Source organism: Streptomyces glaucosporus (assembly GCF_039533345.1).
GTDB classification, from domain to species: Bacteria; Actinomycetota; Actinomycetes; order Streptomycetales; family Streptomycetaceae; genus Streptomyces; species Streptomyces glaucosporus.
Genome location: NZ_BAAATJ010000036.1, coordinates 52259 through 62432, shown reverse-complemented (window position 1 = coordinate 62432; position 10174 = coordinate 52259). Strand labels below are relative to the sequence as shown.

11 protein-coding genes and 1 pseudogene are annotated in these 10174 nt (G+C 73.0%); 11 read left to right on the top strand and 1 reads right to left on the bottom strand.

Annotation, left to right across the window (positions count from 1 at the left end):
• Positions 1–90 precede the first annotated feature (90 nt).
• Positions 91–798 (bottom strand): annotated as a pseudogene (locus ABD358_RS26520) (transposase family protein); the annotation flags it as partial.
• A gap of 291 nt (positions 799–1089) precedes the next feature.
• Here ABD358_RS26520 and wrbA point away from each other — a divergent pair.
• The 11 genes from wrbA (at position 1090) to ABD358_RS26470 (ending at position 10169) form a co-directional block, all read left to right on the top strand.
• Positions 1090–1710, top strand: a complete 621-nt coding sequence (gene wrbA, locus ABD358_RS26515) for an NAD(P)H:quinone oxidoreductase (protein ID WP_344633682.1) — start codon at positions 1090–1092, stop codon at positions 1708–1710.
• A gap of 139 nt (positions 1711–1849) precedes the next feature.
• On the top strand, positions 1850–3046 hold the full coding sequence (locus ABD358_RS26510; protein WP_344633681.1) for a serine hydrolase domain-containing protein: 1197 nt from the start codon (positions 1850–1852) through the stop codon (positions 3044–3046).
• 85 nt (positions 3047–3131) lie between these two features.
• On the top strand, positions 3132–3746 hold the full coding sequence (locus tag ABD358_RS26505; RefSeq protein ID WP_344633680.1) for a DUF2165 domain-containing protein: 615 nt from the start codon (positions 3132–3134) through the stop codon (positions 3744–3746).
• 342 nt (positions 3747–4088) lie between these two features.
• Positions 4089–4265 (top strand): hypothetical protein, encoded by a 177-nt coding sequence (locus ABD358_RS26500; RefSeq protein WP_344633679.1) that lies wholly within the window; start codon positions 4089–4091, stop codon positions 4263–4265.
• 228 nt (positions 4266–4493) lie between these two features.
• The gene (locus ABD358_RS26495; RefSeq protein WP_344633678.1) at positions 4494–4616 is read left to right on the top strand and encodes a putative leader peptide; all 123 of its coding nucleotides are present in this window, start codon (positions 4494–4496) and stop codon (positions 4614–4616) included.
• Positions 4617–4723: 107 nt separating this feature from the next.
• On the top strand, positions 4724–5587 hold the full coding sequence (locus ABD358_RS26490) for a glutathione S-transferase C-terminal domain-containing protein (RefSeq protein ID WP_344633677.1): 864 nt from the start codon (positions 4724–4726) through the stop codon (positions 5585–5587).
• 194 nt (positions 5588–5781) lie between these two features.
• Complete coding sequence (locus tag ABD358_RS28525) at positions 5782–5943, top strand: putative leader peptide (RefSeq protein WP_425576431.1); 162 nt, start codon at positions 5782–5784, stop codon at positions 5941–5943.
• Positions 5944–6101: 158 nt separating this feature from the next.
• Complete coding sequence (locus ABD358_RS26485; protein WP_344633676.1) at positions 6102–7169, top strand: ABC transporter substrate-binding protein; 1068 nt, start codon at positions 6102–6104, stop codon at positions 7167–7169.
• Positions 7166–8056, top strand: coding sequence for an ABC transporter permease (locus tag ABD358_RS26480; RefSeq protein ID WP_344633675.1), 891 nt, complete (start codon positions 7166–7168; stop codon positions 8054–8056). Before ABD358_RS26485 ends, ABD358_RS26480 begins: the two co-directional genes overlap by 4 nt.
• Positions 8032–8844 carry an ABC transporter ATP-binding protein gene (locus ABD358_RS26475; RefSeq protein WP_344633674.1) on the top strand — a complete coding sequence of 271 codons (813 nt, stop codon included), beginning with the start codon at positions 8032–8034 and terminating at the stop codon, positions 8842–8844. The genes ABD358_RS26480 and ABD358_RS26475 overlap by 25 nt, the downstream gene beginning before the upstream one ends.
• Positions 8841–10169 carry an LLM class flavin-dependent oxidoreductase gene (locus ABD358_RS26470; RefSeq protein ID WP_344633673.1) on the top strand — a complete coding sequence of 443 codons (1329 nt, stop codon included), beginning with the start codon at positions 8841–8843 and terminating at the stop codon, positions 10167–10169. Before ABD358_RS26475 ends, ABD358_RS26470 begins: the two co-directional genes overlap by 4 nt.
• Positions 10170–10174 lie beyond the last annotated feature (5 nt).

Sequence of the window (10174 nt, the reverse complement as noted above, 5' to 3'; positions counted from 1 at the left end):
GCCCTACGCCACACCGCCCGCGACTGCCGCAGACCCCTGACCGCCCTCGGCCTCACCGGATGAACCCGGACAGAACGCGATCATGCAAGGGACCCTGCAGGACGTGAAGGGGGCGGTGGCCTGCTCGACGAGGGCCCGGATCTTCGCGTGGGACGGTTGACCGCCTGCTGGCCCGCCGAGAGCGTCTCCCACCGTCCCCGGTACGGGACCCGGATGGTGCCGCCGGCGTCCTGGTGGCCCTTGTCCGTCCGACGCGGCACATCCGCGTCGGCCAGGGCGTCGATGATGCCGTGCGTGCGGGTCGCGGTGAGGTCGTGGACCGCGCCGGGCAGTGCGGGTGAGGCCCAGATCAGCCTTCCGGACGGATCGGCCAGGACCTGCACGTTCATCCCGTGCCTGCGGTGCTTCCCGGAGTAGTAGGGCCGGTCGGCGGCGATCTCCCCCCGCCTTCGGCCGGGAGGTGCACCCAGTAGATCGGCAGCAGGGTGCCGTCCAGGACCAGATACGCCTTCCCCGCCGCGGCCCGGCTGCGGCGGGGAGGCCCGGCGCCCGGGCAGCCGGCACCTCCACTGCCTCGGCCGCGTACCGGTACACCGTCGCGGTGCTGACTCCAAGACCGGCCGCGAGCTGCGCATACGTATGGCCGCACCGCAGGTGGACCAGGACCGGCAGAGCCTGCCGACCGACCGGCAGACGCCGCCACCGCGTTCCGCGCTCCGCCCGCCGGGCTGTCAGCAGCTCCGACAGGTGGCGAAGGGCCGAGCTGGACAGATCCAGCCCCGATGGGTGGACAAGCACAACGAAGTTCCTGGCCTGACAGGTTGATCTTGGTCGACGCCCCGTCTACCAGGAGCTTCACCTCTTCCCGGACACCGCCCCCACGCCAACCGGTCAGCCAATCAGCCAAGTTGGAAACAGCTCACTCTTCGGCGGCGCCGTTTCCGTCCGGGGAGGATTTCGGCGGCAGAATGGTTTAAGGTTCAACATAAGTTCCGTTGCGCGGTCACGGGCCGCGCGGCGGAACCCGGCACGGGCTGCCCGCCCGGCCGCAACCGCACACACGACACCAACGGAACGGAGACCGCAGCCGTGAGCACCCCTGTCAAGCTCGCCGTCGTCTACTACTCCTCCACCGGCACCGTCGCCGCGATAGCCCGGGAGATCGCCCAGGCCGCGGAGAAGGCCGGCGCCGAGGTCCGCCTGCGCAAGGCCGCCGAACTGGCCCCGCAGGAGGCCGTCGACTCCAACCCGGCCTGGGCCGCCAACGCAGCCGCCACCGCCGACGTCGCCCACGCCACCCCCGACGACATGGAGTGGGCCGACGCGGTGATCTTCGGCTCCCCCACCCGCTACGGCAACATCGCCTCCCAGCTCAAGCAGTTCATCGACACCCTCGGCGGCCTGTGGGCCCAGGGCAAGCTCGCCGACAAGGTCTACAGCGGCTTCACCTCCTCCTCCACCGCCCACGGCGGCCAGGAGTCCACCCTGCTGGCCCTGTACAACACCATCCACCACTTCGGCGGCATCCTGGTCGCCCCCGGCTACACCGACCCGGCCAAGTTCGCCGACGGCAACCCCTACGGCACCTCCCACGTCGACGCCCAGGGCAACAACCCCGTCGACGACACCACCCGCACCGCCGCCCGCATCCAGGCCGAGCGCGTGGTGAAGATCGCCACCGCGCTCAAGACCGGTCTCGCCGCCGCCTGACGCCCTTTCGCACCCGGTGACCGGGCAGCCGCCCCTCCGGAGGGGCGGCTGCCCGGAGCGGGGGGTTCGGGAGAGCCCGACCACGCGGTCTCCGGTCTGCCGGATGGCCGCTCGCCGCGTGCCTTCGTACGGTCGGTCCATGTCCGTTCCACGACGCGGGATCACCCGCCGGACGGCGGCCGCCCTCGCCGCCGCGCCCCTGCTGTCCCTCGCCCTCCCCGGAACCGGGACGGCGGCGACTCCCCGGACCTCCCGGCTGCGGCAGGACGTTGACGCGCTGCGCGACGCCGGGGTCGTCGGAGTGTCGGCCAGACTGGACACCCCCCACGGGACGTGGAGCGTCCGCAGCGGGGTGGGCGACCTCGACACCGGACGGCCCGTCCCCCTGGACGGGTACGTGCGGATCGGCAGCACCACCAAGACGTTCGTCGCGACCGTGCTCCTTCAACTCGTGGGCGAGGGGCGCGTGTCGCTCGCCGACACGGTGGAGCGGTGGCTGCCCGGAGTGGTCCGGGGCAGCGGGAACGACGGCCGCCGCATCACCCTGCGCCACCTCCTCCGGCACACGAGCGGAATCCCCGACTACATCGCCGACGTCGCCCCGGACCTCAGCGCCGAGGGGTACCGGCGGAACCGCTGGACCACCTGCACCTCCGAGGAGCGCGTCGCCCTCGCCATGAAGCACCCGCCCTCCTTCGAACCCGGGGCGGGCTGGGAGTACTCCAACACCAACTACGTCCTCGCGGGCATGGTGATCAGGTCGGTGACGGGCCGCTCCTGGGAGGAGGAGGTGCGGAGCAGGATCCTGCGCCCGCTGCGGCTCGTCCGCACTCTCACTCCGGGCGACCGGCCGTTCCTGCCGCGCCCCCACGCCCGCAATCACCAGCAGTTCGAGCCGGGTGGGCCGATGGTCGACACCACGGTCGCCTACCTTCCCTTCGACGGGGACGCCGACGGATCGATGATCGGCACCACGGCGGACCTCAACAGGTTCTTCACGGCCCTGATGCGGGGGGAACTGCTGGCCCCCGCCCAACTCGCCGAGATGCGGCGGACGACCGGGATCCCCCAGGAGGCCGGCAGCCCGCCCGGCAGGCGCTGTGGGCTCGGTCTTTACCGGACGCCGCTCTCCTGCGGAGGCGGGTACTGGGAGCACGGCGGCAGCGGGTTCGGCAGCATCGTGCAATCCGCCGTGACCGGGGACGGGCAGGCCGCCGTCACCGTCTCCGTGCACAGCCGCCCCGCCGACGAGGCCACCGCCGTGCGCCAGCTCCAGGGCGTCAGGACCCTGGTCGACCACGCCCTGTGCGACGCGCGCGACGCCGCGCCCCGGTGACGGGCCGCAGGAAAACCGGGCGCTCCGCCCCGCCTCCCTGCCAGGATTGAGGGGACGGTTTCAGAACCCGACCGGGGGAGGACGCATGGCAGGCGGGGAAGCGCGCACCAGGACCGGGACGGACCGGCTGCTCTCGCTGGGCACACCATCCGTCGCGGCGGCCGCGCTGACGGCGACCGTGGCGGTCTACATGGTCCTGGTCGCCTTCGGCAACATCACCGACTTCGACACCAACCGGCAGTTCGTCCGGCACGTCCTGGCGATGGACACCACGTTCGAGGACCCGGACCTGATGTGGCGGGCGATCGAGTCGCCCGCCCTCCAGGACGCCGCCTACGTCGCCATCATCGTCTGGGAGACCCTCACCGCCCTCGTGCTGCTCCTCGCCGCCTGGCTCTGGGTGGCGGGCCTGCGCGGCGGCGGCCACGACCGGGCCCGCCGGGCCTCCACCCTCGGCCTGGTGATGGTCCTGCTCCTGTTCGGGCTGGGCTTCTTCGCCATCGGCGGGGAGTGGTTCGCCATGTGGCAGTCCTCGGACTGGAACGGCCTGGACGCGGCGGCGCGCAACGTGATGCTCGCCGCCTTCGCGCTCGTGGTGGTCAACCTCCCCGCCCGGTCCGGGGGCGACCGCCGTCCGGCGAGCCCGCCGGACGTCACGGCGGCGGACGTCACGGCGGCGGACGAGGAACGGGCCGGCTGAGGACCGTGGCCGGGGAAGCGCCGTCCCGCCGCCGTGGCGCCGGCGGCGGGACGCCGGGTCCCGTACGGCGGTGAGAAGACGCTCGACGTGATCCTCCGGCGCGGGCGCGCCGGGACCGGCCCGTACCGCGTTCGGGGTCCCCGGGAAGCCGCACGACCTCCGGTGATCACGCGGTGGGCTCCCCGGGTCCGCTCAGTTCGAAGGGCGACCGGGCACCGGCCGTGTGCCCGTGGCCTGGACGCCGCCGCGCGCCGCGGGAACCGGATCGCGTCGGCGGAACCCGGTGTCCGAACGGGCCTTCGGGGCACACGGAGTTCACCACCGGGAGAAGGGAGACACCCCGTGCTCGGCATGGCGGCGGCAGTGCTGTTCTTCATCGCGTTCCTGATCAACATCGCGGAACTGGCGACGAACGAGGTCTTCTCGCCCACCAATCTCACGCTCCTCGGGCTGGGCCTGCTGGCCCTGCACATGGCGGGGATCGGAGGCGGCCGGCCGGTCCGGAGCCGCGGACGCTGACGATCACCGGCGGCGGGGCGCGGCCCCGCCGCCGGCCGCGCACCGGGGCCCGGGCCGGCCGGAAGCGGCGAACACGGCGGGGACGCGGCGAACACGCGGCGGAAGCACGGCGGGATCGGCGTCTCGGCATGCGGGATGCCCGATGTGACGCGGAAGACGCCCTTGACGGAGCCGGGGGAGTCGCCCGACACTCCACAACAGGAAACCTAGTGAACAGGTAGGAAAAGCATGGGGTGTTCGGAGCGGAGCGGTGGCCGTGCGCCCCACGCGCCCCGTCCGCCGTTCCTCCTGACGTCCCGTCGCCACATCGACCTGCTGCGCGTCTCCAGCGCGGCGAGTCCCCTGCGCTGAGTCGGCAGCACCCCACCGCGCACCGGGCACGTGCCGACGCCGCCGCGCGCCCGTCCCCCACGATCTCCGCCACGTCTGCGAACCGGACCCCGGAACCAGGGAGACGCATGTCCGCCACACGTCCCACAGCCGTGCCGTCCTTCAGGGGCAGGATCGGCCGCGACGCCCGCAGCGGCCATTACGCCGTGCCGCGCCGCTACCGCCTCCATCTGTGCCTGCCCTGCCCCCACTGTCTGCGGATCGCGGTCACGCACAGCCTGCTCGGCCTCGACGACGTCCTCCCGGTGACGCTCCTGCCCGCCGTGCCCGACGGGCCGGACGGCGGATACTCCGCGCTGCGCCCGCTGTACGAGGCCGGCGCCCACCGATACTCCGGAGCGGCCACGGCGCCCGCCCTCGCGGACGACTGGACGGGCCGGATCGTCAGCACGCACACCCCCGACATCCTGCGCGACCTGGCGAGGCGGTTCGGCGGAGGCCCCGACCTGTACCCCCCGGAGGCCGCGGCGGGGATCGCGGCCGTCGAACGCCTCTGCGAGGAGGGGATCAACGAGGCCGCGCAGCGCGCGGGACGGCCCGGCGCGGGCGGCGCGGAACGCGACACCGCCCTCGGCGCCCTGCTCCTGGCCCTGGACGCGCTGGAGGTGCGGCTCACCCGGCACGACCACGTCCTGGGCGACGGACCGACCGCCGCCGACGTCCACCTGTGGGTGACACTGGTGCAGCTGGACACCGTGCACCGCTGGCACCTGGACGCCGCCGCGGTCCACCGCATCGCCGAGCACCCGCACCTGTGGGCCTACGCGCGGCGGCTGGCGGCCGACCCCGCCTTCGGGGCCCACCTCGACCTGGACGGCATCGCCCGCAGGCACCACGCGCACTGCCGGGGGCTGGAGGCGGCCGGCGCGGCGGTGCAGATCGTGGACTGGGCGGCCCACACGCCGGACAGGACCGCGGTCCGGCCGGGCTGAACCCGCCGTTCCGTGCCGCGGCCGGACCGCCCGGCGGGCCGGCCGCGGCCTTTCCCCCTCCCCTGCTCCTTCTCTTTTCCGGCGCTTTTCCGAAGCTTTCCCGTCCCGGTTTCCGGAGCCGTGTTTTCCGTTGCGAAGCCGGTCGGCCGCGTCCGGAAAGCGGAATGTAACGCGAGTGTGGCGTCCGTACGAAAATGCCGTTGCCGGACCTCCGGAACGGCGAATCGCGCCTTGACCGGCCGATCCGGCCGCGGATAGCTTCCCTTCCCATGCAGACTCCTCTGCGGTTCTCCTCCCGGTTCACGCGCCGCCGCGCCGTCGACCTCAAGCGCGTCGCCGCCGCGATGTGTCGCTGACCTCCGGCGCGCACTTCCCCGCCGCGTTCCCCTTCCGGGCGAATCCGCTCGTTCCTGTCGCCGGTCGACGCCCCGCGTCCCGGTGAACGGCCTTTCCTCCAGCAGAGTCTCCTTTCACAGGGCTCCCCGGCGAGCTCTGACGATCCCTGGGAATCACCATGCGCAAAGCGATACCCGCTGCCCTCGTGACGGTCCTGGCCGCCCAACTCCTCACCGGCTGCGCCCGGACCGCCCGGTCCGCCGACACCGGCGCGGACTTGGCCGACAGCAGGATTCCGGAGAAGGTCCCCGCCGGTACGGCCATCGCCGTCGGAGCCCCCGAGACCGAGGTGGCGCTGAGGCTGTCGGGACAGATCGGCAAGCTGCCCTTCAAGGTCAAGTGGGTCCGGATGAGCGGCGGCCCGCAGTGCTCCGAGGCGTTCCGCGCCGGCGAACTCGACGTCTGCTCGGCCGCCGAGATCCCGTCCGTCCACGCGCGCTGGACGGGGCTGGACACCAGGCTGGTGGCCGCGGAATTCCGCAAGGATCCCGAGCGCAACCCCGTCTACGAACTCGGCATCGCCCCCGGCGTGGACGTCGACACCCTGAAGGACCTGCGCGGCAAGAGGATCGCCTACAGCCCGGGCCAGGCCCAGGGCGCGCTCGTGCTGCGCGTCCTGGCCAAGGCGGGACTGAGCGAGAAGGACGTGGAACTCGTCGAGCTGCCCAGCACGGGAGACGTCTACCCGACGGCGCTCGGCAGCCGGCAGGTGGACGTCGCGCCCCTCGGCGGCGTCAACATCAAGCGCTTCACCGCGAAGTACGGCAAGGACGGGGCGAAGACGGTCAAGCACGGACTGCGCGACGACCCCGCCCACCTGTGGGTGCCCGCCGAGTCCGTGAGGGATCCCGGGAAGGCCGCCGCCATCAGGGAGTTCGTGAGGTTCTGGGCCCGCGCGCTGATCTGGGTCGACGAGCACCCGGAGGAATGGATCGAGGGCTACTACGTCAAGGACCAGGGCCTGTCGCGCGAGGACGGCGAGTACCTGGTGGAGGCGAGTGGCGAGACGAGCATCCCGGCGGACTGGGACCCGGTGATCGAGCGCCACCAGGAGACCGTCGACCTGCTGGCGGAGAAGACCGGCAACGAGCCGTTCGACGCGGAGACCCTCTACGACCGCCGGTACGAGACGGTCGCGGCGGACGCCGTCGCGGACACCGCGAGGGACGGGGAGCAGGACTCATGACGACCGAGGTCACCGAGAAGGCACCCGCACCGCTCGCGGTGGACGCCCCGGCGGGCGGGAAGGGGACCGCCGACACGGCGGGCACCGCCCCTGCGGGCCGGAACCGCGCCCGCCGGAGACTGGGCCCGGGCCGTCCCCTGAGATACGGCTGGGCCCTCGGCCCCGGGCTGCTCCTCGCCGTCTGGTCGGCCGGCTCGGCCGCCGGCCTCATCGACCCCCGCAGCCTCTCCGCCCCCTGGACGGTGGTGGCCACCGCGGGCGACCTCGTCGCCGACGGACGGCTCCAGTCCAACCTGTGGACCTCCGCCGAGAGGGTGCTCCTCGGGCTCGCCTCCGGGGTGGCGGGCGGCCTGCTCCTGGCCGTCGTCTCCGGGCTCAGCAGGCTCGGGGAGGGGCTGATCGACGGCCCGGTGCAGATCAAGAGGGCCATCCCCTCGCTCGCGATGATCCCGCTGCTGATCCTCTGGTTCGGCATCGACGAGACCATGAAGGTCGTCACGATCGCCCTGGGCGTCCTCGTCCCGGTCTACGTGCACACCCACAACGGGCTGCGCGGCATCGACAGCCGGTACGTCGAACTGGCGGAGACGGTACGGCTCGGCCGGGCGCGGTTCCTGCGGGACGTGGTCCTGCCCGGGGCCCTGCCTGGCTTCCTGCTCGGCATGCGCTTCGCGGTCACCTCGGCCTGGCTGGCCCTGGTCGTCGTCGAGCAGGTGAACGCCACCGGCGGCATCGGCTACATGATGGAGCTCGCGCGGACCTACGGGCAGACCGACGTCATCATCGTCGGCCTGGTCGTGTACGGCCTCCTGGGGCTCCTCTCCGACGGACTGGTGCGGTGGGTGCAGAGGAGGACGCTGACATGGCGGCGCACGCTCGCGGACTGACCGCGGAACGGAAACCCGGCGAAGACCCCCGGGGGGACGGCGCGGCCGTCCGGATCACCGGACTGGTCCGCTCCTTCGAGGGCCGGCGCGTCCTCGACGGCCTCGACCTGAGCATCGACGCCGACGAGTTCGTCGCCCTCATCGGACGCAGCGGCTCCGGCAAGAGCACCCTGCTGCGCGCCCTGGCGGGACTCGACCACGAGGTGGAAGGCACGGGCCGGATCGACGCGCCCGAGCAGGTCTCGGTGGTCTTCCAGGACGCCAGACTGCTGCCCTGGAAGCGGGTCCTGGACAACGTCGTCCTGGGGCTCGCCGGGGCGGACGCCGAGGAGCGGGGCCGCGCGGCGCTCCGCGAGGTCGGCCTGGAAGGCCGGGAACGCGCGTGGCCGGTCGAGCTGTCCGGCGGTGAGCAGCAGCGGGTCTCGCTCGCCCGCTCCCTGGTCCGCGAACCCGAACTGCTGCTGGCCGACGAGCCGTTCGGCGCGCTCGACGCGCTGACCCGGATCCGGATGCACGGACTGCTGCGGCGGCTGTGCGAACGCCACCGGCCCGCGGTGCTGCTGGTGACGCACGACGTGGACGAGGCGATCGTGCTCGCCGACCGGGTGGTGGTGCTGGACCGGGGCCACATCGCGGCGGACATCACCGTCGACCTCGCCGGGCCCCGGCGGCCCGGCACCCCCGAGTACGCGGCCCTCCGCGACCGCCTGCTCGGACACCTGGGAGTGGAGACGCCGGCCCGGCAGGAGCGGGCGGAGTCGAAGGCGCGATCGAGGGAGAAGCCGTGACCGGCCGGCAACTGCACCTGAACCTGTTCGTCTACCCCGGCGGGCACCACGAGGCCGCCTGGCGCCACCACGCCTCGGACGTGGAGCACCTCCTGGACGTCGGCCACTACCAGGACCTGGCCCGCCGGGCCGAGGCGGCCGCCTTCGACGGCGTCTTCCTCGCCGACGGGCCGGCGCTCGCCGACAACGTCCGCCACGCCAGCAGGTTCCGCCTCGAACCGTTCACCCTGCTGACGGCGATCGCCACGGCCACGGAGCGGATCGGCCTGATCGGCACCGCCTCCACCACGTACTTCGAGCCCTACAACCTGGCCCGGCTGTTCGCCTCGCTCGACCACCTGAGCAAGGGCCGCGCCGGCTGGAACATCGTCACCACCGGCGCGCCGCAGGCCGCGTGGAACTTCGGCCTCGACGCCCACCCCGTGCACGCCGAACGCTACGAGCGCGCCGGGGAGTTCCTGGAGGTCGTGACCAAGCTGTGGGACAGCTGGGAGGACGACGCGCTCGTCGCCGACCGGAAGACGGGCCTGTTCGCGGACACCGACCGCATCCACACCATCGACCACGAGGGGCCGCGGCTGAGGGTGCGCGGGCCGCTCAACATCCCCCGCACCCCCCAGGGCCGGCCCGTCTACGTCCAGGCCGGGTCGTCCGAGGACGGGCGGGCGTTCGCCGCCGCACACGCCGAGGCCGTCTTCACCGCGCACCAGACCCTGGCGAGCGGCCGGGCGTTCTACGCGGACCTCAAGGCACGGGTGGCGGCCGCGGGCCGGAACCCCGGACACGTGCTCGTCCTGCCGGGGATCAGCCCCTTCATCGGCTCGACGGAGGCCGAGGCGCGGGCGCTGCACGAGGAGTTCGACGAACTGACCCGGCCCGAGTACTCGCTCCGGCAGCTGCACCGCATCCTCGGCCTCGAACTCGGGGAGGAGGCGCTCGACGGGCCGGTGCCGCGCGAACTCGTCGAGACCGGCGGCGAGCGGGGCAGCGGCAGCCGCTTCCAGGTGGTCCTGGACATCATCGACCGGGAGCGGCCGACGGTGCGGCAACTGCTCCACCGCCTGGCCGGCGCCCGCGGCCACCGCGTCGTCGCGGGCACCCCGGAGCAGATCGCCGACCGGATCCAGGAGTGGTTCGACAACGGGGCGGCCGACGGCTTCAACGTCATGCCGCCCTGGCAGCCCGGGGGCTTCGACCTCTTCGCCGACCACGTGGTGCCGATCCTGCGCCAACGCGGCCTGTTCCGCACCGAGTACACCGGCACGACACTGCGCGACCACTACGGCCTTCCCCGCCCCGACAGCCAGTACGCTCACCGAGACTGAGGACA

What these genes read in the sequence shown, in the direction of transcription:
- ABD358_RS26510 (WP_344633681.1), top strand. Translation starts at nt 1,850, where the DNA reads ATGTCCGTTCCACGACGCGGGATCACCCGCCGGACGGCGGCCGCCCTC.
- ABD358_RS26505 (WP_344633680.1), top strand. Translation starts at nt 3,132, where the DNA reads ATGGCAGGCGGGGAAGCGCGCACCAGGACCGGGACGGACCGGCTGCTC.
- ABD358_RS26495 (WP_344633678.1), top strand. Translation starts at nt 4,494, where the DNA reads ATGGGGTGTTCGGAGCGGAGCGGTGGCCGTGCGCCCCACGCGCCCCGT.
- ABD358_RS26490 (WP_344633677.1), top strand. Translation starts at nt 4,724, where the DNA reads ATGTCCGCCACACGTCCCACAGCCGTGCCGTCCTTCAGGGGCAGGATC.
- ABD358_RS28525 (WP_425576431.1), top strand. Translation starts at nt 5,782, where the DNA reads ATGCCGTTGCCGGACCTCCGGAACGGCGAATCGCGCCTTGACCGGCCG.
- ABD358_RS26485 (WP_344633676.1), top strand. Translation starts at nt 6,102, where the DNA reads ATGCGCAAAGCGATACCCGCTGCCCTCGTGACGGTCCTGGCCGCCCAA.
- ABD358_RS26480 (WP_344633675.1), top strand. Translation starts at nt 7,166, where the DNA reads ATGACGACCGAGGTCACCGAGAAGGCACCCGCACCGCTCGCGGTGGAC.
- ABD358_RS26475 (WP_344633674.1), top strand. Translation starts at nt 8,032, where the DNA reads ATGGCGGCGCACGCTCGCGGACTGACCGCGGAACGGAAACCCGGCGAA.